The organism is Robbsia betulipollinis (assembly GCF_026624755.1).
Taxonomy (GTDB): Bacteria; Pseudomonadota; Gammaproteobacteria; order Burkholderiales; family Burkholderiaceae; genus Robbsia; species Robbsia betulipollinis.
The window spans coordinates 102,818-129,687 of the sequence record NZ_JAPMXC010000005.1 but is presented as its reverse complement, the minus strand read 5'-3'; the positions used below and the strand labels follow the sequence as shown (position 1 = coordinate 129,687).

Sequence of the window (26,870 nt, the reverse complement as noted above, 5' to 3'; positions counted from 1 at the left end):
GGCGCGCCGGACGGCGCGCACGGCTCGAGCGCACGGCGGATCCAGCGGGATCGACCCGTGCGGCTCTCTCGACTATCCGTTCGGTTAGGGGCGCGCCATACGGGCACAGCCGTTTCCCGGTCCCTGCATTTTCGCAATCGGCCAGCGCTCGCCGGACAGGCGGGCGCTGGCCTCTGAATTCTTTTTTGCCAAGACTTCGCACTCGGCGTCGAGCAATCTGGGCCGAACGCGCCTGTGGGCGCCATCCTTGCCGGTCCGCTCGACGTGCGTGCAACGTGCTGCTCTGGTCTATCGGGTGAGCAGCACCCCGTGGTGCAGTAGAATAGACGTTTGTCGCACCGGGACAATCCCGCGCCAGCCGGATCTGGCCGGTCGACGCAGCTTGCTGGGCAAATTATAGGCAGAATGAAAGAGTTAGGCAAAATGTCCCGGCATCAGACGTTCGCCGACCGCGTCGCCCTCGTCGTCATCGACGAGGACGACGCCGGCCAACGCATCGACAACTTCCTCATGCGCATCTGCAAAGGCGTGCCGAAGAGCCATGTCTATCGAATCCTGCGCTCGGGCGAGGTCCGCGTCAACAAAGGGCGGATCGACGCCGATTACCGGCTGGTCGCGGGCGATGCGGTGCGCGTGCCGCCGATTCGCGTCGCCGCCAATGCCGCCGACGGCGAGGGCGGGGCGGGCAGCAAGGCGGCGGTGCCGCCGGCGTCCTTCCCGATCGTCTACGAGGACGCGCACCTGCTCGTGATCGACAAGCCGGCCGGGGTCGCCGTGCACGGCGGCAGCGGGGTCAGCTATGGCGTCATCGAGCAACTGCGGCGCGCGCGTCCCGACGAACGTTTTCTCGAACTGGTGCACCGGCTCGACCGCGAGACGTCGGGCGTGTTGATGCTGGCCAAGAAACGCTCGGCGCTCACCTCGCTGCACGCGCAACTGCGCGACAACCAGACCGACAAGCGTTACCTGACCTGCGTGCATGGCGACTGGGCCGAGCCGCGCCGCGTGGTCAAGGCGCCGCTGCACAAATACGTCAACGCCGAGGGCGAGCGGCGGGTCACGGTCGACCCGAACGGTCAGTCCGCGCACACGATCTTTTCGCTGCTGGAACGCTTCGACGGCTATGCGCTGCTCGAAGCGCACCTGAAGACCGGGCGCACGCACCAGATCCGGGTGCATCTGAAGCACCTGGAGATGCCGATCGTGGGCGACGACAAGTACGGCGACTTTCCGCTGAACCGCGCGTTGTCGCGCGCCGGCGCGGTGCCCGGCATCAAGCGCATGTTCCTGCACGCGGCCCGGCTGCGCGTCACGCACCCCGCCACCGGCGAGGCGATCCTGTTCGAAGCGCCGCTGCCGCCGGAGTGCGCCCGTTTCGTCGAACAACTCCGTAGTCAACCCTCCCGATCCCATGGCCAGAAACCGCTTTGACCTGATTGCGTTCGACTGGGACGGCACGCTCAGCGACTCGACCGCGCATATCGCCGAGAGCCTGCAAAGCGCGTGCCGCGACCTGCGCCTGCCGGTTCCCGCCGCGGACGCGGCGCGCTACGTCATCGGGCTGGGGCTGCGCGATGCGCTGGAAACGGTGGCGCCGACGCTTGCCCCCGCGGATTATCCGCGGCTGGTCGAGCGTTATCGTTACCATTTTCTCTCCGGCGAGCCGGATCTGGCGCTGTTCCCGGGCGTGCGCGAGATGCTCGAAAGCCTGCGTTCGGCCGGGTATTTCCTGGCGGTCGCCACCGGCAAGAACCGCGTCGGCCTGAACCGCGCGCTCGCGCACTCCGGCGTCGCCTCGCTGTTCGACGCGACACGCTGCGCCGACGAGACGTTCTCGAAACCCCATCCGGCGATGCTGCACGAACTCGTACGCGAACTCGGCCAGGAGAACGCGCGCACCGTGATGATCGGCGATACCACGCACGACCTGCAAATGGCGATCAACGCCGATGTGGCCGGCATCGCCGTCACCTATGGCGCGCACCGTCCCGAGCCGCTGCGGGCGCTGAACCCCATCTTCTGCGCGGACAATGTCGCCGAACTGAGCGACTGGCTGCATACCCATGCCTGAACGGCCTGCTTGAACGGCCTGCCTGAGCGGCCTGCCTGAGCGTCATGTTTGAACGGCGTGCCTGAAAATCCTGTCAGAGAACCGAATGAGCGATAGCCCCTTGCCCCTGAATTCCGAGCACCGCGCGAACGATCCCCTCCCGACGATGGGGGGCACTCCCGGCTGGGAGCAGGAAGTGTTGCGCACGATCGCGCTGGCGGCGATCCGCGAACAACGTGCCGCGCGCCGCTGGCGGATTTTCTTCCGGCTGGTCTGGCTGATCATTTTTCTGGCCATCGTTGCTGGCGCGTATTTCTTTCTGGCAGCGGACAAGTCCGCTGGCGGCGAGCGTCATACCGCGCTGATTTCGGTGCGCGGCGAGATCTCGGCGAAATCGGAAGCCAGTTCGGAAAACATCGACGCGGCGCTCGAGGCGGCGTTCGCGGACCCGAATACCGCGGGCATCGTACTGCAGATCAACAGCCCGGGCGGCAGTCCGGTCGAGGCGGGCATCGTCTACCGGAACATCCGGCGTTTGCGTCAGGCGCATCCGAAGGTGCCGTTGTACGCGGTGATCGGCGATGTCGGCGCGTCCGGCGCCTATTACATCGCGGCCGCGGCGGACCGGATCTATGTCGACCCGGCGAGCATCGTCGGATCGATCGGCGTCATCATGGAGAACTTCGGTTTCACGGGGCTGATGGACAAACTCGGCGTCGAGCGGCGCGTGCAGACCGCGGGCGAGAACAAGGCCATCGGCGACCCGTTTTCACCGGAAAACCCGGTGCAGAAGCAGCATATCCAGCAGATGCTCGATCAGATCCACCAGCAATTCATCAAGGCGGTGAAGGACGGGCGGGGCGCGCGCCTGCACGAGACACCCGATATGTTTTCGGGCTTGTTCTGGACCGGCGAGCAAAGCGTGCGCATGGGACTCGCCGACGGTTTCGGCGATGCCGATTCGGTGGCCCGCGACGTCGTCAAGCAGAAGGATGTCGTGGATTTCAGCATCAAGGAGAGCCTGAGCGACCGTGTCGCACGCCGCTTCGGCACCGCGATGGGTGCCAGCGCGTTCGGCGCCGTGCTCGACGGCGCGGCGACGCGATTGCGTTGACGCGCTGCGTCGAGGGCCTCAGGCGAGCAGCAGGAAGATGGCTGGCCGCTTGCCCATCGCCGGGCGTTGCGTCTCCGGACACGTTTTCCATTCGGCCACGGTGCGGGTGGCCACTTCCTCGCCAGGCAATGTCAGGTCCGCGGCGAAGCAGATCGCCGTCTGCGGGGCGCAGTGAGCGAGCAGCGCGTCGAACATCGCTGCGTTGCGGTAGGGCGTCTCGATGAACAGTTGCGTTTGCCGCTGCTCGCGGGATTGCCGCTCGAGCTCGCGTAACCGCTGTCCGCGCTGCGCGGCGTCGGTCGGCAGGTAGCCGTGGAAAGCGAAACGCTGGCCGTCCAGTCCCGAGGCCATCAATGCAAGCAGGATCGAACTGGGGCCGACCAGCGGCACGACCCGTACACCGTTCGCGTGCGCGCGGCGCACGAGCAGCGCTCCCGGATCGGCGACCGCCGGGCACCCCGCGTCCGAGACGAGGCCGCCGTCGCTGCCGGCGAGGATCGGCGCGAGCAGGGCATCGATCGCGCTCGCGGGCGTCTGTACATTCAGCTCGCCGATCCGGATCTGCTGGATGGGCCGCTCGGGGCCGACGCGCTTGAGAAAGGCACGCGTCGCCTTCGCGTTCTCGCCCACGAAATAATCGAGGCGCGCGGCGGTGGCGCGTACCGGTTCGGGCAGCACGGCGCGCAACGCGGCATCGTCGCCGTCGCCCAGGGTGTTCGGAATCAGATAGAGAATACCGCTCATCGGGAACCAAAGAGATCGAGGCCCGCTTTCATCAGCAGGCGTGTGACGGTCACCAGCGGCAGACCGACCAGCGCGGTCGGATCGTCGCTGGCGACGGCTTCGAGCAGCGCGATGCCGAGACCTTCCGATTTCGCGCTGCCGGCGACATCATAAGGCGTTTCCGCGCGCAGGTAGGCCTCGAGCGCCGCATCGGGCAAATCCCGGAATCGCACCTGAGTGACGATATCGGCCTGATCGACCGCTCCGCCGGGACCGTCCACCACGCAGACGGCGGTATGGAAATCGACCCGACGGCCGCGCATCGCCTGCAACTGCGCGAATGCCGCCGCATGATGCCCGGGCTTGCCCAGTTGCTGACCGTCGCATACCGCCACCTGGTCCGAGCCGATCACGACGGCTTGCGGCTGGCGCGTGGCGATGGCCAGTGCCTTCTCGCGGGCGAGGCGCAGCGCCGTGGCCGAGGGCGTCTCGCCCGCATGCGGCGTTTCGTCGACGGCCGGGACCGCCACGGTGAAGGGGTAGCGCAGGCGTTCGAGCAATTCGCGGCGATAGGGGGAACTCGACGCCAGGATCAGCGGACGGCGCGACAGCGCGACAGGTTGGTCAGGAGACATGGGCGGCGGCAGGGCGTGGACGGAACGGGTGGGCAGGCGAATGGATGGGAGACGTGCGTACTCGAAGGGCGGCCCGACGACGGTTGGCGAACGGTGCACGGGGGCATGCTGCAAAGCGTTAAGTATTTGACCTGCAAAGAAAAACCGCGTAAAATTTGCCGTTTTTCGCGATTCCGCAGCGGGCCGCGCGGCCGGCGACGGACGATTCGACGAGGATCTATCGATGAGCAAGGATACCGCCGATCAGCACGGCGCGGCTGCAAGCGGCGCCGTACCCGAGGCCCGGCAGGGGCGCGACGATCTGCGCGCGTTCGATCTGACGGCGTTCATCCGGGCACGGCGCGAGATGCGCGGCACCGCGCAGCTGGGCGATCTGGCGCGCATGGTCGACGAACTGCCCGCCGACGCGCCGGCGAACGCGCGCGATGCGTTGCTCACCTGGTTCGTGCGGGGCGAGACGCGGCGCGAGGTTCGCCGCGAGGCGGCCGGCAACGGCGCGCTGACGACCAGCAGCCATACCGTCAGCCAGCCGTACCTGACCCTCGAGGCGCGGGGGCGGAGCTGGCTCGAATGCCAGCGCTGCATGCAGGCACTGGCCTTTCCGATCGAGATCGACACCGTATATCGCGTGATGGACAGCGATGCCGAAGCCGATGCCATCGCGCTGGACGACAGCGAGATCGAGGTCATCGTCGGCTCGGCGAGCTTCGATCTGATCGATCTGATCGACGAGGAGGTCGTCCTGTCCCTGCCGATGGTGCCCAAGCACGACGTCTGCCCGGCCGTGCACGAAAGCGTCGTCAGCGGTGCCGATGGCAGCCTGGGCGTCGAGAGCGTTGCCGATATCGACGCGCGGCTTGCCGCCGAGGAAGCGGTGGCGCTGGATCCCGTCGGCATGCTTGACGCCGATACACCCCTTGCCGATATGCCCGATGCCGCCGCGACGCCCGATGGCACGCTACCGAATGGCCGGGCCCGCGCCGACGGTGGCCGGCCGAATCCGTTCGCGGCGCTCGCGAGCCTGCGCGGCAAGTTGCCGTCCGACGACGACAAGAAACAGTAGCATCGGTCTGTGCCCGTATTGCAACGGCGCGCACGGATCTCAGGACACGCGTCGCATCGCGACGAGTTGTGATAGAATTCGCACCCTATTTAGGAGCATTTCATGGCAGTTCAGCAAAACAAGAAGTCGCCCTCCAAGCGCGGTATGCACCGTTCGCACGACTTTATCGACGGCCCGACGCTGGCGACCGAAGGAACCTCGGGCGAGACGCACCGCCGCCACCACATCAGCCCGAACGGCTTCTACCGTGGCAAAAAGGTCGTCAAGACCAAGAACGACTAAGCGGATCCGTGGTGCGCGGCAATTCGTCGACGGTGCTGACAGGGGTGCGCCCCGCATCGCGCGTCGGCAACCCGTGTCCCGTACGGATGGATCTCGAAATGGATGCGAATCGTCAGATAGGCGCCATTTCCCTGTCCCTCATCGGTGCCTGAACTCCCCAGCACGGCGCACGCATGACCGTAAAAATCACTATTGACTGCATGGGTGGCGATCACGGTCCTTCCGTGACGGTGCCCGCGGCCCTGGATTTCCTCCGTCACCACGCCGACGTCGAACTCGTCCTGGTAGGGCTCGAGGCCCCCATTCGCGCGCAACTCGCGAAACACAAGGCAGGCGACGAGCCGCGCCTGCGCGTCGTCGCGGCCTCCGAAATCGTCTCGATGGAAGATTCCGTCGAGGTCGCGCTGCGCCGCAAAAAAGATTCGTCGATGCGCGTGGCCCTCAACCTCGTCAAGGAAGGGCAGGCGCAGGCGTGCGTCTCCGCCGGCAACACCGGCGCCCTGATGGCCGTGTCGCGCTATGTGCTGAAGACCCTGCCGGGCATCGAACGCCCCGCGCTGGCCACCGTGATGCCGAACGTCAAGGGTTTCACGACGGTGCTGGATCTCGGCGCCAACGTCGATTGCGAGCCGCAGCATCTGCTGCAGTTCGCCGAGATGGGACACGCGCTGGTGGCGGCCGTCGAAGGCAAGGAGCGTCCGACCATCGGGCTACTGAACATCGGCGAGGAAGTGATCAAGGGCAACGAAGTGATCAAGCGCGCGGGCGAACTGCTGCGCGCCAGCACGCTCAACTTCTATGGCAACGTCGAGGGCAACGACATCTACAAGGGCACGACCGATGTCGTCGTCTGCGATGGTTTCGTGGGCAACGTCGCGTTGAAGACGTCCGAAGGCCTTGCGCAGATGCTGTCCCAGATGATCAAGGAAGAGTTCGGCCGGTCGTTGCTCACGAAAGCCGCGGCGCTGGTCGCCTGGCCGGTGCTGTCGCGGTTGCGCAAGCGCGTCGACCATCGCCGCTACAGCGGCGCGGCCTTGCTGGGCCTGCGCGGGCTCGTCATCAAGAGTCACGGCTCTGCGGACGCCTATGCGTTCGGCTGGGCGATCAAACGTGGGTACGACGCGGTCAGGAACGGCGTCCAGGAGCGGCTGACGAGCGCGCTGCAGGAGAACACCGATCCGCTTGGCACCGCCCTGGCCGACGCTGCCCTGGCCATTCCACCGGTCGTCAAGGCCGCGCCCGCCGTCGCGTTGGCGACGCTTTCTGCGAAGGCATGATGGCAAATTCCCCTTATTCCCGGATTACCGGTACCGGCAGCTATCTGCCGGCCAACCGCCTGACCAACCAGGCGCTCGCCGATCAGCTCGCGGCGCGCGACGTGGAAACCAGCGACGAATGGATCGCCGCGCGCACGGGTATCCGCGCCCGGCATTTCGCGGCCCCCGAAGAACGCACCAGCGATCTCGCAGTGCACGCCGCGCGTCGCGCGATCGAGGCCGCGGGCATCGACCCGCAATCGATCGACCTGATCATCGTGGCCACGTCGACGCCCGATTTCGTCTTTCCGAGCACGGCCTGCATCGTGCAGAACAAGCTCGGCATCACGAACGGTGGCGCGGCGCTGGACGTGCAGGCCGTCTGTTCCGGTTTCATCTACGCGCTGGCGACGGCCGACAGCTTCATCCGCAGCGGCCTGCACCGCAACGCGCTGGTGATCGGCGCCGAGGCCTTCTCGCGCATTCTCGATTTCAACGACCGCACCACCTGCGTGTTGTTCGGCGATGGCGCCGGCGCCGTGGTGCTGTCGGGCTCGGATGAGCCGGGCATCCTCGCGAGCGCGCTGCACGCCGACGGGAGTCACGCCGACATCCTGTGCGTGCCGGGCAACGTCAATGCCGGCGTGGTCGCGGGCAACGCCTTCCTGCGGATGGACGGCCAGGCGGTCTTCAAGCTGGCGGTGAACGTGCTGGGCAAGGTGGCCCTCGAGGTGCTCGAGAAGGCTGGCCTGAGCGCCGAGAGCGTCGACTGGCTGATTCCGCATCAGGCGAACATCCGCATCATGCAGAGCACCTGTCGCAAGCTCGGTTTGCCGGCCGAAAAGATGGTCGTGACCGTGGACGAGCATGGCAATACCTCGGCGGCGTCGGTGCCGCTGGCGCTCGACGTCGCCGTGCGCGATGGTCGTGTCCAGCCGGGTCAACTGGTGCTGGTCGAGGGCGTGGGCGGCGGTTTCACCTGGGGTGCGTCGCTGCTGCGCATGTAAAAAGGATCCGCTCCCCGGTCCGGCCGGGCGTCCGTGCGCTTTCGGCGCAATGCGGGACCGGCGTGGCGGTGTGTCACCTTCAACTCTTTGCGCGCTAGCTTATGAATTTCGCATTCGTTTTTCCGGGTCAGGGTTCGCAGTCGGTCGGCATGCTCGACGCGTTCGCCGACCATCCAGTGGTCCGCGAGACGGTGCAGGAAGCCTCCGATGCCCTGGGCCAGGACCTCGCGGCGCTGATCGCCGGCGGTCCGCTCGAAGATCTGAATCTGACGACCAATACACAGCCGGTGATGCTCACGGCCGCCTACGCGATCCATCGCGTCTGGCAAGCCGCGGGCGGTCCCGCGCCCAGCATCGTCGCCGGTCATAGTCTCGGCGAATACACGGCGCTGGTTGCGGCGGGAGCGCTGTCCTTCGCCGACGCCGTGCCGCTGGTGCGCTTTCGCGCCGAGGCGATGCAGTCGGCGGTGCCGGTCGGCATCGGCGGCATGGCGGCGATTCTCGGCCTCGATGACGACGCGGTGCGGGCGGTGTGCACCGAGGCGAGCAGCGCAGGCGTCGTCGAAGCGGTCAATTTCAACGCCCCGGCACAGGTGGTGATCGCCGGCGACAAGGCGGCAGTCGAAAAGGCCTGCGAACTGGCGAAGGCGAAGGGCGCGAAGCGCGCGCTGCCGCTACCGGTCTCGGCGCCGTTCCATTCGTCCCTGCTCAAGCCGGCGTCGGACCGTCTCGCCGAACGTTTGGCCGATGTCGAAATTCGCACGCCATCGATCCCGGTCGTGAATAATATCGATGTGGCGGTAACCAGCGACCCCGCGGCGATTCGCGACGCGCTGGTGCGTCAGGCGGCGGGACCGGTACGCTGGGTCGAATGCGTGCAGGCGATCGGCCGGCACGGTGCGGAGAAGGTGATCGAGTGCGGTCCGGGCAAGGTGCTGGCCGGCCTGGTCAAGCGCATCGACGGCCCTCGGGCCGGCGGCGCGATCACCGATCCCGCCTCGCTCGAGGATGCGCTCGCGCTGGTTCGCGGCGTCGCCTAGCCGGACGCCCGGTATAGGGACGCCCGGTATAGGGACGCCCGGTACAGGGACACCCGGTACAGGGACACCCGGTACAGGGACACCCGGTACAGGGACGCTCCTGAATCCATCATCTTGATTGCTTCATTCATTCGGTATTCGACGCACATGATTTTCGACAAGCAGGTTGCACTGGTCACGGGCGCGTCGCGCGGCATCGGGCGCGCGGTCGCCCTCGGGCTCGCGCGCGCCGGCGTCGAGGTGATCGGCACGGCCACCTCGCAGACGGGTGCCGACGGTTTCACCGCGGCGCTCTCCGAGGAAGGCCTGAAGGGCCGCGGCGCGGTGCTCGACGTCAACGACGCGCCGGCCGCCGATGCGCTGATCGACGAGATCGTCAAGGCGTCCGGACGGATCGACATCCTGGTCAACAACGCCGGCATCACGCGCGACCAGCTCGCGCTGCGCTTGAAGGACGACGACTGGGACGCCGTCATCGACACCAATCTCAAGTCGGTGTTCCGTCTGTCGCGCGCGGTGATCCGGCCGATGATGAAGGCGCGCAGCGGCCGCATCATCAGCATCACCTCGATCGTCGGCTCGACCGGCAACCCGGGACAGGCGAACTACGCGGCCGCGAAGGCCGGCGTCGCCGGGCTGACGCGCGCGCTGGCGCGTGAAGTCGGCAGCCGCGGCATTACGGTCAACTGCGTTGCTCCTGGCTTCATCGACACGGACATGACACGCGAACTCGGCGAGGCGCAGCACGCCGCGCTGAAGACGCAAATTCCATTGGGACGCCTGGGGAGCGGGGAGGACATCGCGCATGCGGTGGCTTTCCTGGCATCGCCCCAGGCGGCTTATATCACCGGCACGACGCTTCATGTGAACGGTGGGATGTATATGGGCTAGTGTGTTGACTGGCGCAATTTCCGCTGAAACCGCAGGGTCTGCATTTTTGCCGGTTCAAACCTGCTAAAATGCGCGCACTTGCAATTTGAACTTATTTTTCCTCGTGGAGGCCTGAATGGACAATATCGAACAGCGCGTCAAGAAGATTGTTGCAGAACAGCTTGGCGTCGCAGATGCGGAAATCAAGAACGAAGCCTCTTTCGTGAACGATCTCGGTGCGGATTCGCTGGACACGGTTGAGCTGGTAATGGCGCTCGAGGACGAGTTTGGAATGGAAATTCCGGATGAGGAAGCCGAGAAGATCACGACCGTCCAACAGGCCATCGATTACGCTCGCGCGAACGTCAAGGCGTAAGGCCGGCACGCTCAGCGGTCTTGAACCGGTTTGACAGGGCCACAGTTTTTTCGGGGCTTGCCCTGAAAAAACTGTGGCTTTTGTTTTTACTGATATGAATCAAGAGGTCAATGTGAGTCGCCGTGTCGTTGTAACGGGCCTGGGGCATATCTCCCCGGTCGGCAATACGGTTGCCGAGGGCTGGGCCAATCTGGTCGCCGGCAAGACCGGCATCGCCAATATCACGAAATTCGATGCGTCGAACTTCAGCACGCGCTTTGCCGGCGAGGTGAAGGGCTTCAATATCGAAGACTATATGCCGGCGAAAGACGCCCGGCATATGGACACCTTTATCCACTACGGCGTGGCCGCCGGCATCCAGGCGATGCAGGATAGCGGTCTGGTCGTCGCGCAGTGCGATGCCGAGCGCATCGGCGTCATCATCGGTTCCGGCATCGGCGGTCTGCCGATGATCGAGAACACGCAGAACGAATACACGAACCGCGGCCCGCGGCGGATCTCGCCGTTCTTCGTGCCGGCCTCGATCATCAACATGGTGGCGGGCCATCTGTCGATCATGTATGGCCTGAAAGGGCCGAACCTGGCGATCGTGACCGCCTGCACCACCGGCACGCACTCGATCGGCGACGCGATGCGCGCCATCGCCTACGGCGAAGTCGACGCGATGCTCGCGGGCGGCGCGGAGTCGACGATCTCGCCGCTCGGCATCGGTGGTTTCGCTGCGGCGCGCGCCTTGTCGCAGCGTAACGACGATCCGGCGACCGCCAGCCGGCCGTGGGATGTCGATCGCGACGGCTTCGTGCTGGGCGAAGGCGCCGGCGTGATGATGCTCGAAGAGTACGAGCACGCGAAGGCGCGCGGCGCGCACATCTATTGCGAAATCGTCGGCTACGGCCGCAGCAGCGATGCGTACCACATGACGGCGCCGCTCGAAGACGGCGATGGCGCGCGGCGCTCGATGGTCAACGCCATGCGCGACGCGAAGATCAACCCGGAGCAGATCGACTACGTCAACGCGCACGGCACGTCCACGGGCCTGGGCGACCTCGCCGAGACGGTCGCGATCAAACGGACCTTCGGCGAACATGCGAAGCGGACGGTGGTCAATTCGACGAAGTCGATGACGGGGCACCTGCTCGGCGCCGCCGGTGGCGTCGAGGCGATCTATGCCGCGCTCGCGATCAAGCACCAGGTTTCACCGCCGACGATCAATATCTTCAACCAAGATCCGGCCTGTGATCTGGATTACTGTGCGAACACCGCACGGGACATGAAGATCGATTACGCGCTGTCGAATTCGTTCGGTTTCGGCGGAACGAACGGCACGCTGGTCTTCAAGCGCCTCGCGGACTGAGCGAACGCCGCCCGGCGGATATCGGCCGAACCGGCGCCGCCGTGTCGCCACGGCGGCCGGGCGCGGCAGACTGAAGCCGGGTGTGCCATGCGTGTCGCGCACGTCGTAAGTGCAATGTCGCGCCGAACCGCGTGCCAAACCGCGTGGAGGACGCATGGAATATCGTCTGAACGCTTCGGCCGCGCGCGCCGCGCTGGCGGCCTTCTTCGTGGCCGTCGGGACCCTTGCCTGGGCCTCGCTGGCGGCCGTGCATGCCGATGACGGCTGGCGTCTCCCGGCGCTGCTGGGCGCGGCGCTGGCCTTCCTGGCCGTCTGCGCGTACGACTGGCGCGCGGCCGCCGGACGTCAACCCCGCGCGATCCGCCTGATGGGCGGGCAATGCGCCATTCTCTATTATTCCCGCCCACGCGGCGGGCCCGCCGCGCTGCGGGCCGTCGATGTCACGATCGAACGGGTCGTGCACTGGCCCGGGCGGCTGGCGGGCATGCGATTCGTGCCGGTTCCGGCGAATCCCCGCGCGCGCGGCGCGCCTGCGCGCGAGGTGCTGATCTTCGCCGATGCACTGCCGGCATCCCGTTTCCATTCGCTGGGTATCCATCTCCGGTGCATCGCGCGTGGCGTGACGCTCGTCGAGTATCGTTAACGTTTGCCCGGCGACCGAAACGCTACAATGTCCGCTCCACAAAGAAACCGGCTTGGAACAACGGACGCCTCACGTGAGTGAAAAAGATATCGACCAGTTGCTGGTCGAACGCGTACAACGGGGCGACAAGGCGGCGTTCGAACTGCTGGTCGCCAAATATCAGCGCAAGATCGTCAGGCTGATTTCGCGACTCGTGCGGGACCCGGCCGAGGTGGAGGATGTGGCGCAGGAAGCTTTCATCAAGGCCTACCGCGCCATTCCCCAATTCCGTGGCGAATCCGCCTTTTATACCTGGCTTTACCGGATTGCCATCAACAGCGCGAAGAACTATCTGGCGAGCCAGGGGCGACGCGCGCCGACGTCAACCGAAGCCGATGCAGAAGAAGCGGAAACTTTTGGCGACGGCGAGTTACTAAGGGACATCAACACGCCGGAATCGGTGCTGATGAGCAAGCAGATCGCGCAGACGGTGAATGCGGCGATGGCCGGTTTGCCCGAAGAACTGCGCATGGCGATCTCCTTGCGCGAAATCGAGGGTTTGAGTTACGAGGAGATCGCGGAAATGATGAACTGTCCGATCGGGACGGTCCGTTCCCGCATCTTCCGGGCGCGCGAAGCGATCGCGACGAAGCTGCGGCCCCTGCTCGATACGCAGGGCGGCCGCCGCTGGTGAAGCACGATGAACGAAGAGTCCATGAGACGGCGAGACCGTTCTAGAAAGGGAGCAGCATGATGCAAGGTTCGATGCGGCGCGGGCAGCAGGCAGGCGCGGCGGAGCAGTTGTCGGCGGCAATGGACAGCGAGTGGGACGAAGGCGGCGGGCCGTCGATGCCGCTTTCGACGGCGGACCGTCAGGATTGGTCGCTCTATCATCTGGTGGGTGACGCGCTGCGCTCCGACGATCTGGCGACGTCGCCGGCGGTCGCGCACGATTTCGCCGCCCGCTTCTCGGCGCGGCTCGCCAGCGAGCCGTCTTATGTGGCGCCGGCGCCACGTCATGCGGGCGCGAGCCGGGTGCCGGCGGTCCGCCAGCCGGGCTGGGGAGAGGGTCTGGGGCAGGCCGCGCGCCGCGTGCTGGGGCGTCGCATGATGCCGTCGTTCGCCGCGGCGGCCGCGGCCGCGACGCTCGCCTGGGTGCTGGTGCCGTCGCTGCATGGCGGCAGCGCCGCGCAGATGGCGAACCTGGCCGCGCCGGGCGACGGCACCCAGCTCGCGGCTGCGGACCATTGGCAGCGCGTCAACCTGGGCAGCGATCATCAGCTGGATCCTTATCTGGAAGCGCATCAGCAGTTCGCCTCCGATCGTGGCGGGCTGGGCTACGCCTACGCGGCACTCGCGCCCACGGGACGTTGAGCGGATGCGAGATCGACGCGAGCAGGAACGACGCGGTTTGTCACGGGCAGCACGAATTTTGGGACGGGGCGGGCTGAAACGCGCCGACGCCGCGGCGTCGAAGGCGCCGCGGCGGCGAGTCTGGTGGCAGGGGTTTCTGTTGCCGGCATTGCTGGCCTGCGCGCCGCTGGCGCTCGGAGCGCCTCCCGCCCAGGAGGGTGTCCCGTCCCTGCCCGCCTCGCTGCCGGCATCGTCCACGACACGGGGCACCGGCGATGTGACCGGGACCGCCGGCACGCCGCGCGATCAACGCGAAGCCGCGGCCTTGCTGGGCGGCATCAACGCGGCCGCGCAACGTCTCGACTACCAGGGCAGTTTCGTCTTCCAGCGCGGCGGCACCGTGCAGTCTTCGAGCATCGTCCACTTCGTCGATGGCGCGGACCAGTACCAGAAAGTCGACAGCCTGGACGGCAAGCCGCGCTCGGTGGTCCAGCACAACGACGATGTGCTGACCTTCCTGGCGGACAGTCACACGGTGATCCTGGACCATCGCAAGACGCAGGACAATTTTCCGGCCCTGTTGTCCGCCGGCAGTGCGCGCGTGCTCGACGTCTACCGCGCGGGGTTCGACGGCCGCGACCGCGTGGCGGGTATCGATTGCCGGATCATCATGCTGCGCCCGGTCGACGACTACCGTTTCTCCTACCGGTTGTACATCGATCCCGTCAGCGGGTTGTTGATACGCGCGCAGACGCTGGACGGGGACGCTCACGTGCTCGAGCAGGTGGCGTTCACGCAACTGCAGATCGGCGGCGTCGCGAACGAGAACCGTCGGGCGATCCGCAACAGCGTGCGGCAATTGAACGGCTGGAAGCAGGTGCGCGCGCCGGCCCAGCCGGTCGACATGGAGGCCGCCGGATGGTCCCTCGAACCGGGCGTGCGCGGTTTTGCCAAGATCCTCGAAATGCGCCGTCCGATGGCGGCGCGCGAGGCCGGCGCGCCACCGGTGCCGGTGGATCAGGCGGTTTTCACCGATGGCGTCACCGCCGTGTCGCTGTTCATCGAGCCGGTGGACAAGAGCGACCGCAAACCGGGCGAGGGCCGTTCCGGCGCGACGCACCTTCTCGCGGAGCAGCATGGCGCGTTCTGGGTGACGCTGATCGGCGAAGTGCCTGCCGCGACCCTGCGCCGTTTCGCCACGTCGATTCAATATCATCCGTCGAGTAGTTCCCTCAAGTAACCGCCTCAGGCAGACCTCCCGATTCGCCGATGAAGACCGTCTCCTCGATCCCCTTGCCGAATGCCGCCGCAGACGCGCGAACCTCGCCGCCGGCCATTTTTTCCGTCAGCCGGCGCGCGCGCATGGCGCGGGCCGCGTGCCGCCTGGTTCGCCGGGCGCTGCTGAGCATGGCGCTGTCGGGCGCGACGCTGGCACCCCTGTCGCTCGTGCAGGCCGCGCCGTCCGGCGTGGTGAACGCGGCGGCTTCGTCCGGCGCGAGCGTCGCGGTTGCCGCGGCCGCATCGGGCAGTTCTGCCCCCATTCCGGCGGCGCTCGCCGGCACACCCGGCGTACCCGCCGTCGCCGCGCCGCCGATCGCGTTGCCGGACTTTACCCCGCTGGTCGACAAGGTCGGTCCGGCGGTGGTCAATATCCGCACGACCGAGCGGGTAGGTATCGCCCGTGCCGGGGCCGCGCCGCGGGGCGGTGGGGCCGGAAGCGGCGAGGACGGCGAAATGGCCGATTTCTTCCGGCGTTTCTTCGGCATTCCCCTGCCGCCGGCTCTGCTGCCCGACAACCGCCGTCGGTCCCCGGAGGCACCCGGCGCCCCGTCGGACACCGAGCGGGACAACGGCCTGGGTTCGGGTTTCATCCTGTCGTCCGACGGTTACGTGATGACCAACGCGCACGTGGTCGAGGGCGCTGACGCGATCTACGTGACGCTGACCGACCGGCGCGAATTCAAGGCGCGGCTGATCGGCGTCGACAAGCCGACCGATGTCGCCGTCGTGAAGATCGACGCGTCGAAGCTGCCCGCGGTCGTCATCGGCGATTCGGAAAAGGTGCGCGTCGGCGAGTGGGTGCTGGCGATCGGCTCGCCCTTCGGTCTTGAAAATACCGTCACCGCGGGCATCGTCAGCGCGAAGAGCCGTTACACAGGCGAATACCTGCCTTTCATCCAGACCGATGTAGCGGTCAACCCGGGCAATTCGGGCGGTCCGCTAATCAATATGCGCGGCGAGGTGATCGGCATCAATTCGCAGATCTACAGTCGTACCGGCGGCTTCATGGGCATCTCCTTCTCGATCCCGATCGACGAAGCGATGCGCGTCGCGAACCAGTTGAAGACCACCGGCGTCGTCACGCGCGGGCGCATCGGCGTGCAGATCGGCCCGGTGACGGGCGATGTGGCCGAATCCCTTGGCCTGCCGTATTCGGAGGGCGCGCTGGTGAGCAGCGTGATCGCCGGCGGCCCGGCCGAAAAGGCGGGCGTTCTGCCGGGTGACATCATCCTGCAATACGACGGTCACGCGATCAATCAGTTCGGCGACCTGCCGCGGCTGGTGGGGGGAGCCCGGCCCGGCACGCAGGCGCCATTGGTCGTCTATCGCAAGGGACAATCGAAAACGCTGGTGGTGACGATCGCGCAACAGGCGTCCGACAAGGCAGCGCCCGCGGCCGCCACGCAGGCGGACCCGGCGGCGCCGGCGCGGCCCCGCAACCCGCTCGGTCTGACGGTCGGCGATCTGACGCCGGACCAGGCCCGCGCGCTGGGCAACCGCCCCGGCGTTCAGGTGCTGGCGAGCGAGGGACCGTCGCGTGGCGCGGGCTTGCTCAAGGGCGATCTGATCCTGCGCGTGGGCAACACCGACGTGGCCAGTGCCCGGGAATTCGACGCGGTGGTGTCGCGCCTGGGCGGGCGGCCGCTCGTGCCGCTGCTGGTCCAGCGCGGCGACGCGACGCTGTTCGTCGCGGTGCGGCCGCGAGCTGGCGCAAAGTAGGCGGCCCCACGCCGACGCCGACGGCGCGAAGGATCGCCCAATCGCCCGTCGCACGGGGTTTTCCGCTAGAATGCCGGGGTCTGCTCCCTGCACCGGGTTCACCCGGCGCAGGCGGCGTGCTCGCTTTGCGCTCCCTTTTCGCGCGTCTTCCGTATCGCCCATCGGCAGTCGGGCCATCGCTTGTCGTGCCGGACGGCCCCATCGGCGTCTCGTACCGGCGCCTGGCGCCAACGCCATGTCGCCGGTGCCGCATGCCGGCGTTCCGTGCCGGCGCCCGATCCGACGCTTCGATCTGACATTTCGCTTTTATTTTCTGAATCCCGCCCGAATGGATCACATCCGCAACTTCTCGATCATCGCGCATATCGATCATGGCAAGTCCACGCTCGCCGACCGCATCATTCAGCTCTGCGGCGGCCTGTCCGACCGTGAGATGGAAGCGCAGGTGCTCGATTCGATGGACCTCGAGCGCGAGCGCGGGATCACCATCAAGGCCCAGACCGCCGCGCTCAGCTACAAGGCGCGCGACGGTCAGGTCTACAACCTGAACCTGATCGATACGCCGGGACACGTCGATTTCTCGTATGAAGTCAGCCGTTCGCTGTCGGCCTGCGAGGGTGCGTTGCTGGTGGTGGACGCGAGTCAGGGCGTCGAGGCGCAGACCGTCGCCAATTGCTACACGGCGCTCGACCTCGGCGTCGAGGTGGTGCCGGTGCTGAACAAGATCGATCTGCCGGCGGCCGACCCGGACAACGCGATCGCCGAGATCGGCGACGTGATCGGCATCGATGCGACCGATGCCGTGCATTGCAGCGCGAAGACCGGACTGGGAGTGATCGACGTACTGGAGTCGCTGATCGCCAAGGTGCCGCCGCCCAAGGGCGATCCTGCCGCACCGTTGCAGGCGCTGGTCGTCGATTCGTGGTTCGACAATTACGTCGGCGTCGTGATGCTGGTGCGGGTGATGAACGGCACGCTGCGGCCGAAGGACCGCATCGAGCTGATGGCGACCGGCGCGCAGTTCCCGGTCGAGTCGGTGGGCGTGTTCGCGCCGAAGTCGCGCTCGCTCGAATCGCTGTCGGCGGGCCAGGTCGGCTTCATCATCGCCGGCATCAAGGAACTGAAGGCGGCGAAGGTCGGCGATACGGTGACGCTGGTCAACCGCCGCGCGCCGGCACCGCTGCCGGGCTTCAAGGAAGTCAAGCCGCAGGTGTTCGCCGGCCTGTATCCGGTCGAGTCGAACCAGTACGACGCGTTGCGCGAGTCGCTGACCAAGCTCAAGCTGAACGACGCGGCGCTGCAGTTCGAACCGGAAGTCTCGCAGGCGCTGGGTTTCGGCTTCCGCTGCGGCTTCCTCGGCCTGCTGCATATGGAGATCGTCCAGGAGCGGCTCGAGCGCGAGTTCGACATGGACCTGATCACGACGGCGCCGACGGTGGTCTACGAGGTGTTGCAGCGCGACGGCAAGGTGATCCTGGTCGAGAATCCGTCGAAGATGCCGGAGCCCACGCACATCGAGGAGATCCGCGAGCCGATCGTCACGGTGAATCTCTATCTGCCGCAGGAGTACGTGGGCGCGGTGATCACGCTGTGCACCAACAAGCGCGGTTCGCAGGTCAATATGTCGTACCACGGCAAGCAGGTACAGCTCACCTACGAAATGCCGATGGCGGAAATCGTCTCGAATTTCTTCGACCGCCTGAAATCCGTGTCGCGCGGCTATGCGTCGATGGACTACGAGTTCAAGGAATATCGTGGATCGGATGTGGTCAAGGTCGACATTCTCGTCAACGCGGAGCGGGTCGACGCGCTGTCGGTGATCGTGCACCGTTCGCAGGCGCAGTATCGTGGCCGGGAGGTGGCGGCGAAGATGCGCGAGATCATTCCCCGGCAGATGTACGACGTCGCGCTGCAGGCGGCGATCGGCCCGAATATCGTCGCGCGCGAGAACATCAAGGCGCTGCGCAAGAACGTTCTGGCGAAGTGCTATGGCGGCGATATCAGCCGGAAGAAGAAGCTGCTGGAAAAGCAGAAGGCCGGCAAGAAGCGGATGAAGCAGGTGGGTAGCGTCGAAATTCCTCAGGAAGCCTTCCTCGCGATCCTGCAGGTCGAAGACAAATAGAGCGCATCACACTCTCTGACGGAAGCACTGAATGAATTTCGAGTTGATATTGCTGATCCTGGTCGTCCTGACAGGTGTCGCGTGGGTCGCCGACCGTCTGCTGTTCCTGCCGCGCCGGCGCCTGGCCGCGGAAAATGCGGGAACGGAATTCGACCGGCAGCAACGGGCCGCGAGCGCGGTGGCGGGTGGCGGCGCGGTGGTGCTGACGGCCGACGAAGTGGCGGCGGTGAAGTTGCAGCGCACCCAGGTCCGCGAGGAAAAGCTCCGCCAGCCCTGGTGGCTCGAATACTCGGCGAGTTTCTTTCCGGTGATCCTGGCGGTGTTCCTGCTGCGTTCCTTCGTCGTCGAACCGTTCAAGATTCCGTCGGGATCGATGATCCCGACCTTGCTGGTCGGCGATTTCATCCTGGTCAACAAGTTCGATTACGGTTTGCGCATGCCGGTGCTGAATCGCAAGCTGGTGTCGCTGGGGGAACCGAAGCGCGGCGACGTGATGGTGTTCCGTTACCCGAAGGACGAATCGGTCGACTATATCAAGCGGGTGATCGGTCTGCCGGGCGATACGATTGCCTACGAGAACAAGCGCCTGACGATCAACGGCAAACCGGTGCCCGAGGCGCCGCTGCCCGATTTCTTCGACGAGGATCGCGTCGCGTATTCGAAGCAGTATCAGGAAGACATCGACGGCCGCAAGAACGCGATCCTCAATACGCCGCAGGTGCCGCCGTATATCCAGGGCGCGGAGGACTATCCGTACCGTGACAATTGCAGTTACAACAGCGAAGGCGTGGTCTGCAAGGTGCCGCCCGGGCACTATTTCATGATGGGCGACAATCGCGACAACAGCGCGGACAGCCGCTACTGGGGCTTCGTGCCGGACCGCAATATCGTCGGCCGCGCGTTTTTCATCTGGATGAACTTTTCGAGCCTGAAGCGGATTGGCCGATTCAACTAGCCATTCCCGCAGGAGAGGACGATGTCATTGACCCCGTTGGAAACACGGCTGCAATACCGCTTCGAGAAGCCGGAGTTGCTGCGCCAGGCGGTCACGCATCGCAGTCATAGCGCCAGCCACAACGAGCGTCTCGAATTCCTGGGCGACTCGGTGTTGAACTGCGTGGTGGCGACGCTGTTGTTCAGGGGCTATGCCACGCTCGACGAAGGCGACCTGTCGCGCGTGCGCGCCAATCTGGTCCGTCAGCAAACGCTGTACGAAGTCGCGCAACGCGCGAATCTCGCCGAATTCCTGCGCCTGGGGGAGGGCGAACTGAAGAGCGGCGGGATGAAGCGGCCGTCGATCCTCGCCGATACGCTCGAAGCCATCATCGGCGCGATCTATCTGGATGGCGGTTTCGCGGCGGCCGCGGCGGCGATCGCGTTGCTGTATCAGCCGATACTCGCGGATATCGACCCGCTGACGCTCGGCAAGGACGCGAAAACGTTGCTGCAGGAACACCTGCAGGGGCATCAACTCGCGTTGCCGCAGTATGTCGTGATCGCCACGCACGGCGCGGCGCATAATCAGCAATTCGAGGTCGAGTGCGCGATTCCGAAACTCGATATCCGCGTCCAGGGCACGGGCGCGAGCCGGCGCGCAGCGGAACAGGTGGCCGCGAAGCGTGCGCTCGAGCGCCTGCTCGCGGTAGCGCCGGCGGCGGCCGGCCCGCGTCGCGGCAAGGTGGGGCGGAGCGCGGCGGGGTCCCATGCGGCGGCGGGGGCGGCTGCGAGCCCCGCCGGCTCGTCCGACATGGCGGAAACGGCCGACACGGCGGCCAGGGCAGGCAGGGAGACGCCGGCGCGCCGCAGGATTCCGTTGCCGCCGCGCGTGCGCTCGTGAGCCACCGCGCGGGCAGCGCCCGGGCGAAGCCGGCCCGAACGGGCTGAACCCGCGCCGATCTGCCTGCGGTCCCCGCTGTCCTCTCTGTGACTTCTTTCTCATCCTTTTTTTCGAGACGACCTTGAACGCGCCCACTTCCAACGGTTTTCGCTGCGGGACCATCGCTATCGTCGGTCGGCCGAACGTCGGCAAATCGACATTGATGAATGCGATGGTCGGCCAGAAAGTCAGCATCACGTCGCGCAAGGCGCAGACGACCCGACATCGCATTACCGGCATCCAGACGCTCGACGACGCGCAGTACATCTTCATCGACACGCCGGGTTTCCAGACCCGCCACAGCAACGCGCTGAATCGCACCCTCAACCGCACGGTCACGTCGACGCTGGGCACGGTCGACGTCGTATTGCTGCTGGTCGAGGCCGGGCGTTTTCAGCCCGAGGACCGGCAGGTGCTCGACCTGATCCCGCCGTCGGCGAAAATCGTGCTGGTCACGAACAAGATCGACCGGATCAAGGACAAGGCCACGCTGCTGCCGTTTCTCGGCGAGGTCGGCGCGCTGCGCGATTTCGCCGAAATCGTGCCGCTGTCGGCGAACGATCCCGCCGACGTGCGGCGCCTGCTCGATACACTGAAGCCCTATCTGCCGGAAGGCGAGCCCGCCTATGGCGAGGACGAGATCACCGACCGCAGCGAGCGCTTCCTGGCCGCGGAGATCGTCCGCGAGAAGGTGTTCCGCTGGACCGGCGACGAGATTCCGTACACCAGCACGGTCCTGATCGACAAGTTCGAGCAGGAAGGGCAATTGCGTCGCATTTTCGTGACGATCCTGGTGGCGCGCGACGGCCACAAGGCGATGGTGATCGGCCAGAAGGGCGCGAAGCTCAAGCAGATCAGCACCGATGCCCGGGTGGATATGGAGAAGCTCTTCGAAGGCCCGGTCTATCTCGAGGTCTGGATCAAGGTGAAGAACAACTGGGCGGACAACGAAGCCGGCCTGCGCGCCTATGGCTACGACTGAAGGGGCGTCGCCCGCGTCATCCACGTCGCCTGCGCCACGCAAGCGGCGCGCGCCGAGCGGCCCCGTCAACCGGGTGCTGGAGCAGCCCGGTTTCGTGCTGCACAGCTACGCGTACCGCGAGACGAGCCTGATCGTCGACGTGCTCACGCGCGATCACGGCCGCATCGCGCTGGTGGCAAAGGGCGCGAAACGGCCGCACTCGGCGTTGCGCGGCGTGCTCCACACATTTCAGCCGCTGTCGCTCGGCTGGTCCGGCCGTGCGGAGATGCGCACGCTGACCCGCGCCGAGTGGGTCGGCGGGATGCTGCCGCTGGTCGGCGACGCGCTCGTCTGCGGCTTTTACGTGAACGAGTTGCTGGTGCGCTTCTGCGCCCGCGAGGATCCGCATCCCACGCTGTTCCAGCATTACCTGGTCACCCTTGCCCGGCTCGCGCACGACGAACCGGCGGTGCTGGTGCTGCGTTCGTTCGAGCGCATGCTGTTGCGCGAAACCGGCTATGCGGTGGCCTTCAGCGTGAATGTCGCGAGCGAGCCGCCGGTGGCGGATGCCTGGTACGTGTTCGACCCCGAGCGCGGGGCGCGTCTGCCGCGCGCCGGTGACCCGGATGTCTGGCCGCGCGTGCTGGGGCAGACGCTGATCGATATGGAGGCGGACGATTACAATAGACCGCGAACCCTGTCGCAAAGCAAGATCCTGATGCGCTTCCTGCTCAATCATCATCTTGGCGGCGCGCCGCTCAACACCCGGCAAATCATGATCGATCTGCAGAAGTTGTGAACGCGGCGGGTCGCGCCCGACGCGCGACCCGCCGCTTTGCACCGGAGTCCATGAACCGGAATCCGTGAATCCGAATGTGTGAATCCGAATGTGTGAGCCCGAATTTATGAACCCCTTCGCACCGCTACCGCTCGTCATCGGACTGGGCGTCAACATCGATCACGTCGCGACCCTGCGCAATGCGCGCGGTACCGTGTATCCCGACCCGCTACGCGCTGCGCTGCTGGCCGAGGACGCGGGCGCCGACGCGATCACCCTGCACCTGCGCGAGGACCGCCGTCATATCCGCGACGCGGACGTGCGCGCGATCCGGCCAGCGCTGCGCACGCGGATGAATCTCGAGTGCGCGGTGACCGCCGAGATGCTCGACATCGCCTGCGCGCTGCGCCCGCAGGACGTCTGCCTGGTGCCCGAGAAACGCGAGGAGCTCACCACCGAGGGCGGTCTCGATGTCGCCGGCCGTTTCGACGCGGTGCAGGCCGCGTGCCGGCAACTGGCCGACGCCGGTATCCGCGTGTCGCTGTTCATCGACGCCGACGCTGCCCAGATCGACGCCGCGGCCGCGGCAGGCGCGCCCGTGATCGAACTGCACACCGGCCGTTACGCGGACGCCGACGCCGCGGCGCAGCCCGCCGAATTCGCGCGCGTCGCGCAGGGCGTCGAGCACGGCCTGGCGCGCGGCCTGATCGTCAACGCCGGTCACGGGCTGCATTACACGAACGTCCAGCCGTTCGCCGCGCTCGAAGGCATCACCGAACTGAATATCGGTCATGCGATCGTCGCGCACGCGGTCTTCGTCGGCTGGGAAAACGCGGTGCGCGAGATGAAGGCCATCATGGTGAGCGCGCGGCTCGCGGGCCGCGGAGTCACGCGATGATCCATGGCATCGGCAGCGACATCATCGATATCCGGCGCGTCGCCGGCGTGCTCGAGCGTACTCGGGGCCGTTTCGCGGAAAAAGTGCTCGGCCCCGAGGAGCTGGCGATCTACGCGGCGCGCCGCGCGCGGTCGGCGCCACGCGGACTCGCCTACCTGGCGACGCGCTTCGCGGTCAAGGAAGCGTTCTCCAAGGCGATCGGCACCGGCATTCACTGGCCGATGACCTGGCGCGCGGTGCAGACCCTGAACGCGGCCAGCGGTGCGCCGCTGGTCGTGCCCAATGGCGCGTTGCGCGAATGGGTGGAGGCCCGTGGCCTGAGCTTCCATGTCACCCTCAGCGACGAACAGGACTATGCGATCGCCTACGTCATCGCCGAACGACGGGAAGCGCTGACGGAAACAGCGACGCAAGCAACGACGCAAGCAACGAGGCAGCCGCATGCAGCAAGCTAAACCGACTGCGCCGAACGCGGCGCTGGATCTGACGCGCCGCGGCCCGGGCCCGGTGATGATCGACGTGCCGGGCACCGCGCTCGATGAAACCGACGTCCGGCGCATCGCGCACCCGCTCACGGGCGGCGTGATCCTGTTCGCCCGCAATTACCAGAATCGCGCACAGCTTTCGTTGTTGACCCACCAGATCCGGATGCTGCGCCCGGACATTCTGATCGCGGTCGATCAGGAAGGAGGGCGCGTGCAGCGTTTTCGCACCGACGGCTTCACCACCCTGCCGCCGATGCGTCGTTTGGGAGAACTGTGGGACGAGGATGTCCTGACGGCGGTCGAGGCCGCGACCGCGACCGGTTTCGTGCTCGGCAGCGAACTGCGGGCGAGCGGGATCGATCTGAGCTTTACGCCCGTGCTCGATCTCGACTATGGCGTCTCCAAGGCGATCGGGTCGCGCGCGTTTCATCGCGACCCGCGCGTGGTGACGCTTCTCGCGCGCAGCCTCACGCACGGTCTGTCGCTCGCGGGCATGGCCAATTGCGCGAAGCATTTCCCCGGTCATGGCTATGTCGAGGCGGACACGCATCTGGGGCCGGCCATCGACGACCGGCCGCTCGATGAGATCCTGCACAACGACGCCCGGCCGTTTCTCTGGTCCGGGCTGGCGATTTCATCGGTGATGGCCGCGCACGTGGTCTATCCGCAGGTCGATGCGCTGCCCGCGGGCTTCTCGCGGATCTGGCTGCAACGGGTGCTGCGGCGCGAACTGGGCTTTCATGGGGCGATCTTCAGCGACGATCTGTCGATGGAAGGCGCCCGGGTCGCGGGAGACGTGGTACGGGGCGCGAAAATGGCGCTGGACGCCGGTTGCGACATGGTACTGGTCTGCAATTGCCCGGAAGAGGCGGAAAAGGTGCTCGACGGCCTGCGGCATACGGCGTCGCGGCAATCGGTACGGCGCATCCGGCGTCTACAGGCACGCGGCAAGGCCGTGCCGTGGAGCAAACTGCCGCGCCTGCCCGAGTACCAGATCGCACGCGCACGCGTGGAGGCGCTGGTCGCGGACGCGCCGCCGACGTAACGCTCCGCTGCCCGGGCACTCCCCTGTCGGGGCTGTACCGCAGGCCCGGTTCAGGCAAGCTTCATTTTCTGAAGCTTGTTGTATAGCGTCTTCGGGCTGATTCCCAGCATCGAAGCGGCCCGATGCCGCGTGCCGCCCACGGCGTCGAGCGTCGCCCGGATCAGCATCTCCTCGACTTCCTCGAGCGGCATGCCCACCGAGATCTCGACGGTGCCGGGGCGAATCACGCGTTTGCTGCCGCTGCCATTTTCCGGTACGTCGAGCGAATCGATGACGCCGTCCGAATGGCGGTACGCGATCTCGATCGACTCCCGCAATTCCTGCACATTGCCTGGCCATTCGTAGTCCGAGAATGCACGGATGGCGGCCGGTGCCAGCCTCTTTTGCGTGCCTTCCCGGGCGTTGAGCTGCTCGACGAAATAGTGGGCGAGCAGTTCGACGTCCTCCAGGCGTTCCCGCAGCGGCGGCATCGGCACCATATACGTGTCGATCAATCGATACAGCGCCTCATGCAGGCGGCCTTCGGCGACCGCCCGCTGCACATCGTCGCTGGTCGCGACGATCAGCCGGAAATCCGTGGGAATGTCGTGCGAACCGCCCACACGCCGGAACGTCCGGTTCTCCAGCGCTTCGACAAGCAGCCGTTGCTGTTCGAGCGGCAATTGCGTGATTTCATCGAGAAACAAGGTGCCGCCGGTGGCGCGTTCGAACGCACCCGTCGCACGGCCGTCGCTCAGTGCCGACATGGGCAGCGCGCTGCGCTCCTGCCCGAACAGCAGGCTGGACGACGGACGGCTCTCGGCCTGACGGCAATCGAAGGCCACGAACGGCGCCTTGCGGCGGCGGCTGCAATGATGGATGGCGCGCGCCACCGTTTCCTTGCCGGTGCCGATTTCACCCACCACGAGCACCGGCGATTCGCCCAGCGCCAGCCGCTCGATCGCATCGTAGATGTTCTGGATCAGTGGCGAGCGGCCGACCATCGGCCCGAAGCGCCCGAGGTGCCGCAGCATCGCCTTGAGCGACAGCACCTCCTCGGACAATTCGAAAGGGCGCGGGATGCGCGCGAGCAGGCTGCGCAGGCGCGGGATGCTGATCGGTTTGAGCAGATAGTCCCAAATGCCGTGCCGCAGACCTTCGATCGCGCTCTCGACGGTGGCGTTGCCAGTCATGACGATGACCGGCACCGTGCCGTCGGGCGGTTGCACGGGCAGGCTCGGCAGGAGGTCCAGCCCCTTGCCGTCCGGCAGGTTCAGATCGATCAGCACGACGTCGGGAATGAAACGCGTGAGGGCCCGCTTCGCTTCCGCGAGCGTGGCGGCGGTATCCACGGAAAAGCCGTCGGCGTCCAGGATCGCGGACAGGCCGGAAAGGCTGTTGGGATCGTCTTCTACGATAAGCGCGTGTGGCATGCTGCGCCCTAGTGTGATTTGACGTGCAAGTCGTTACGGAGTACTTCGACGCCATCGATATCACGCGTCACCGCAACGGCGCGCGCGATCTGATTGGCCGAATCGACCAGCCCCGATAGCGCGACCGCGCCGTCGTGGGTCTCGACCGTGATCGGCAGCGATGCCAGCGAAGCGTCGTCGGCCAGGGCCGCCCGTACATGGGCGGTTACCATGGCGTCGCGCGAGGATTGGCTCATCGTTCCTTTCGTGGCACTGCTCGCGCAGCCCGCAGCGCCCAGCACCACGGCGCCTGCGAGCATCGCCGCGGCCATCGCACGCGCCGGGCGGCGTCGCATGGGCGCGGACTGTCCGAAAGAAAAGAGTGCCATAGAAAGCCCTATGAGAAAGACGGTAAGGAAGCACGGCGGCCGGCAATACGGCAAGCCCTGCCTTGCCACCGGACAATGGCGAAAATGTCCGGGGTTCCCGAATCCCTGGATGAATGCGTGAACGGAGGTTCGGATCCAGCCGTAGCCGCGCCGCGCGGCAGGATCGGCTTCGTCGAACGG

General features: G+C 66.3%; 27 protein-coding genes and 2 pseudogenes. 24 read left to right on the top strand and 5 right to left on the bottom strand.

Features of this window, described 5'->3' with window-relative positions; all coding sequences use genetic code 11:
- The first annotated feature begins 405 nt into the window (after nt 1-405).
- From OVY01_RS15390 to OVY01_RS15380, 3 genes are all read left to right on the top strand, one after another.
- Complete coding sequence (locus tag OVY01_RS15390; RefSeq protein ID WP_267848458.1) at nt 406-1,431, top strand: RluA family pseudouridine synthase; 1,026 nt, start codon at nt 406-408, stop codon at nt 1,429-1,431.
- Complete coding sequence (locus OVY01_RS15385) at nt 1,412-2,071, top strand: HAD-IA family hydrolase (protein WP_267848457.1); 660 nt, start codon at nt 1,412-1,414, stop codon at nt 2,069-2,071. Before OVY01_RS15390 ends, OVY01_RS15385 begins: the two co-directional genes overlap by 20 nt.
- An 85-nt stretch (nt 2,072-2,156) precedes the next feature.
- Nucleotides 2,157-3,164 carry a S49 family peptidase gene (locus OVY01_RS15380; protein WP_432422254.1) on the top strand — a complete coding sequence of 336 codons (1,008 nt, stop codon included), beginning with the start codon at nt 2,157-2,159 and terminating at the stop codon, nt 3,162-3,164.
- Between the two features lie 18 nt (nt 3,165-3,182).
- Here OVY01_RS15380 and OVY01_RS15375 read toward each other — a convergent pair whose 3' ends face one another.
- Nucleotides 3,183-3,908: an SAM-dependent methyltransferase gene (locus OVY01_RS15375; RefSeq protein ID WP_267848456.1), complete on the bottom strand. Its 726-nt coding sequence runs from the start codon at nt 3,906-3,908 to the stop codon at nt 3,183-3,185.
- A complete protein-coding gene (locus OVY01_RS15370; protein WP_267848455.1) occupies nt 3,905-4,522 on the bottom strand; it encodes a Maf-like protein in 618 nt (205 codons plus the stop codon). The genes OVY01_RS15375 and OVY01_RS15370 overlap by 4 nt, the downstream gene beginning before the upstream one ends.
- Before the next feature lie 223 nt (nt 4,523-4,745).
- Here OVY01_RS15370 and OVY01_RS15365 point away from each other — a divergent pair, with 223 nt between their 5' ends.
- From OVY01_RS15365 to fabD, 5 genes and pseudogenes are all read left to right on the top strand, one after another.
- Nucleotides 4,746-5,585: a DUF177 domain-containing protein gene (locus tag OVY01_RS15365; RefSeq protein WP_267848454.1), complete on the top strand. Its 840-nt coding sequence runs from the start codon at nt 4,746-4,748 to the stop codon at nt 5,583-5,585.
- 102 nt (nt 5,586-5,687) lie between these two features.
- Nucleotides 5,688-5,867: a 50S ribosomal protein L32 gene (gene rpmF, locus OVY01_RS15360; RefSeq protein ID WP_267848453.1), complete on the top strand. Its 180-nt coding sequence runs from the start codon at nt 5,688-5,690 to the stop codon at nt 5,865-5,867.
- Between the two features lie 173 nt (nt 5,868-6,040).
- Nucleotides 6,041-7,072 (top strand): annotated as a pseudogene (gene plsX, locus OVY01_RS15355) (phosphate acyltransferase PlsX); the annotation flags it as partial.
- Nucleotides 7,073-7,140: 68 nt separating this feature from the next.
- Nucleotides 7,141-8,130, top strand: a complete 990-nt coding sequence (locus tag OVY01_RS15350; protein WP_267848452.1) for a beta-ketoacyl-ACP synthase III — start codon at nt 7,141-7,143, stop codon at nt 8,128-8,130.
- Between the two features lie 101 nt (nt 8,131-8,231).
- On the top strand, nt 8,232-9,170 hold the full coding sequence (gene fabD / locus OVY01_RS15345) for an ACP S-malonyltransferase (protein ID WP_267848451.1): 939 nt from the start codon (nt 8,232-8,234) through the stop codon (nt 9,168-9,170).
- Here the strand turns inward: fabD and OVY01_RS15340 are convergent.
- Nucleotides 9,167-9,301, bottom strand: coding sequence for a hypothetical protein (locus tag OVY01_RS15340; RefSeq protein WP_267848450.1), 135 nt, complete (start codon nt 9,299-9,301; stop codon nt 9,167-9,169). The genes fabD and OVY01_RS15340 overlap by 4 nt on opposite strands.
- Nucleotides 9,302-9,317: 16 nt before the next feature.
- Between OVY01_RS15340 and fabG the strand changes: the two genes are divergently transcribed.
- From fabG to nagZ, 16 genes and pseudogenes are all read left to right on the top strand, one after another.
- Nucleotides 9,318-10,061: a 3-oxoacyl-ACP reductase FabG gene (gene fabG / locus OVY01_RS15335; protein WP_267848449.1), complete on the top strand. Its 744-nt coding sequence runs from the start codon at nt 9,318-9,320 to the stop codon at nt 10,059-10,061.
- A 115-nt stretch (nt 10,062-10,176) separates the two neighbouring features.
- Nucleotides 10,177-10,416 (top strand): acyl carrier protein, encoded by a 240-nt coding sequence (gene acpP, locus OVY01_RS15330; RefSeq protein ID WP_041754094.1) that lies wholly within the window; start codon nt 10,177-10,179, stop codon nt 10,414-10,416.
- 94 nt (nt 10,417-10,510) lie between these two features.
- Nucleotides 10,511-11,770: a beta-ketoacyl-ACP synthase II gene (gene fabF / locus OVY01_RS15325; RefSeq protein ID WP_267848448.1), complete on the top strand. Its 1,260-nt coding sequence runs from the start codon at nt 10,511-10,513 to the stop codon at nt 11,768-11,770.
- A 154-nt stretch (nt 11,771-11,924) separates the two neighbouring features.
- On the top strand, nt 11,925-12,413 hold the full coding sequence (locus tag OVY01_RS15320) for a hypothetical protein (protein ID WP_267848447.1): 489 nt from the start codon (nt 11,925-11,927) through the stop codon (nt 12,411-12,413).
- Between the two features lie 73 nt (nt 12,414-12,486).
- Entirely contained in the window at nt 12,487-13,086 is a 600-nt protein-coding gene (gene rpoE / locus OVY01_RS15315) for an RNA polymerase sigma factor RpoE (RefSeq protein WP_267848446.1), read from the top strand.
- Between the two features lie 59 nt (nt 13,087-13,145).
- Entirely contained in the window at nt 13,146-13,766 is a 621-nt protein-coding gene (locus tag OVY01_RS15310; RefSeq protein ID WP_267848445.1) for a sigma-E factor negative regulatory protein, read from the top strand.
- Nucleotides 13,767-13,902: 136 nt separating this feature from the next.
- Nucleotides 13,903-14,985: a MucB/RseB C-terminal domain-containing protein gene (locus OVY01_RS15305; RefSeq protein WP_432422263.1), complete on the top strand. Its 1,083-nt coding sequence runs from the start codon at nt 13,903-13,905 to the stop codon at nt 14,983-14,985.
- Nucleotides 14,986-15,014: 29 nt separating this feature from the next.
- Nucleotides 15,015-16,745, top strand: coding sequence for a DegQ family serine endoprotease (locus OVY01_RS15300; RefSeq protein WP_267848443.1), 1,731 nt, complete (start codon nt 15,015-15,017; stop codon nt 16,743-16,745).
- 328 nt (nt 16,746-17,073) lie between these two features.
- Nucleotides 17,074-18,867: a translation elongation factor 4 gene (gene lepA / locus OVY01_RS15295; protein WP_267848442.1), complete on the top strand. Its 1,794-nt coding sequence runs from the start codon at nt 17,074-17,076 to the stop codon at nt 18,865-18,867.
- A gap of 31 nt (nt 18,868-18,898) precedes the next feature.
- Nucleotides 18,899-19,822 (top strand): signal peptidase I, encoded by a 924-nt coding sequence (gene lepB / locus OVY01_RS15290; protein WP_267848441.1) that lies wholly within the window; start codon nt 18,899-18,901, stop codon nt 19,820-19,822.
- Between the two features lie 21 nt (nt 19,823-19,843).
- Nucleotides 19,844-20,560: pseudogene (gene rnc / locus OVY01_RS15285) on the top strand (ribonuclease III); the annotation flags it as partial.
- A gap of 265 nt (nt 20,561-20,825) precedes the next feature.
- The gene (gene era / locus OVY01_RS15280; protein ID WP_267848440.1) at nt 20,826-21,725 is read left to right on the top strand and encodes a GTPase Era; all 900 of its coding nucleotides are present in this window, start codon (nt 20,826-20,828) and stop codon (nt 21,723-21,725) included.
- Nucleotides 21,712-22,503 carry a DNA repair protein RecO gene (gene recO / locus OVY01_RS15275; RefSeq protein WP_267848439.1) on the top strand — a complete coding sequence of 264 codons (792 nt, stop codon included), beginning with the start codon at nt 21,712-21,714 and terminating at the stop codon, nt 22,501-22,503. Before era ends, recO begins: the two co-directional genes overlap by 14 nt.
- A gap of 106 nt (nt 22,504-22,609) precedes the next feature.
- Entirely contained in the window at nt 22,610-23,380 is a 771-nt protein-coding gene (gene pdxJ / locus OVY01_RS15270) for a pyridoxine 5'-phosphate synthase (RefSeq protein WP_267848438.1), read from the top strand.
- A complete protein-coding gene (acpS, locus tag OVY01_RS15265) occupies nt 23,377-23,835 on the top strand; it encodes a holo-ACP synthase (protein ID WP_267848437.1) in 459 nt (152 codons plus the stop codon). The genes pdxJ and acpS overlap by 4 nt, the downstream gene beginning before the upstream one ends.
- Complete coding sequence (nagZ, locus tag OVY01_RS15260) at nt 23,822-24,910, top strand: beta-N-acetylhexosaminidase (RefSeq protein ID WP_267848436.1); 1,089 nt, start codon at nt 23,822-23,824, stop codon at nt 24,908-24,910. The genes acpS and nagZ overlap by 14 nt, the downstream gene beginning before the upstream one ends.
- A gap of 50 nt (nt 24,911-24,960) precedes the next feature.
- On the opposite strand, the gene OVY01_RS15255 is transcribed toward nagZ, so the two are convergent.
- Entirely contained in the window at nt 24,961-26,322 is a 1,362-nt protein-coding gene (locus OVY01_RS15255; RefSeq protein ID WP_267848435.1) for a sigma-54-dependent transcriptional regulator, read from the bottom strand.
- Nucleotides 26,323-26,330: 8 nt separating this feature from the next.
- Nucleotides 26,331-26,690: a BON domain-containing protein gene (locus OVY01_RS15250; protein ID WP_267848434.1), complete on the bottom strand. Its 360-nt coding sequence runs from the start codon at nt 26,688-26,690 to the stop codon at nt 26,331-26,333.
- Nucleotides 26,691-26,870: the final 180 nt, after the last annotated feature.